Here is an 876-nt window from a genome sequence, read left to right as displayed (position 1 = left end):
AATCTGTTTTCTAAATGGCGTATGTCGCCATGAACTCAATGGTTTTTCTCCTGTGCCACGAACACATTTTCTAAATGGCGTATGTCGCCATGAACCCAGTTTGCGAGTGAGACCTACACTTTGACAGTTTCTAAATGGCGTATGTCGCCATGAACTACGCTCATTTTGCTGTAGAAATGCGCGTGGTTTTCTAAATGGCGTATGTCGCCATGAACGAATTGCCAGAAGGTGTTAATCGTGACCTATGTTTCTAAATGGCGTATGTCGCCATGAACGAAGCTTATTAAACGGTTGAGGGGTGGGTAACTTTCTAAATGGCGTATGTCGCCATGAACATCGAGGCCATGGCATGAAAACTCGATGGAAATTTCTAAATGGCGTATGTCGCCATGAACTGATAGAAGCAAGCACAGCACTGTGATGAATATTTCTAAATGGCGTATGTCGCCATGAACTAAAGCTCCCAATTATCGGAGCTTTTTTATTGTTTCTAAATGGCGTATGTCGCCATGAACTTTGGATAAATTGCGCAGATTTGTTCTCATTATTTCTAAATGGCGTATGTCGCCATGAACCTTAATGATTAGCCGAAAAACTGTTTCGTCTTTTTCTAAATGGCGTATGTCGCCATGAACATCACAAATGCCCTCGAAAGAGGGCAGCCAAATTTCTAAATGGCGTATGTCGCCATGAACATCTTGTGCGCTTTGGCGGAATTTTCTTAGCATTTCTAAATGGCGTATGTCGCCATGAACTCTTCTGCCAGTCATATTTGGCTACTCTTGGCTTTCTAAATGGCGTATGTCGCCATGAACGGATAGCTAAAAACTTGATGGGCCGTTGTAATTTTCTAAATGGCGTATGTCGCCATGAACT

The 876-nt window shown here is 42.7% G+C and carries 1 CRISPR repeat array.

The annotated features are described in order from the left end of the window. Positions 1 to 7: 7 nt before the first annotated feature. Positions 8 to 875: direct repeats of the CRISPR family, unit length 28 nt; unit sequence TTTCTAAATGGCGTATGTCGCCATGAAC. Between the last annotated feature and the right edge of the window lies 1 nt (position 876).

This window comes from Acinetobacter sp. CIP 102637 (genome assembly GCF_000368425.1).
Classification (GTDB): Bacteria; Pseudomonadota; Gammaproteobacteria; order Pseudomonadales; family Moraxellaceae; genus Acinetobacter; species Acinetobacter parvus.
Note: the sequence above shows the minus strand (reverse complement) of the source record. Positions and strands in the feature narration are given on the sequence as shown.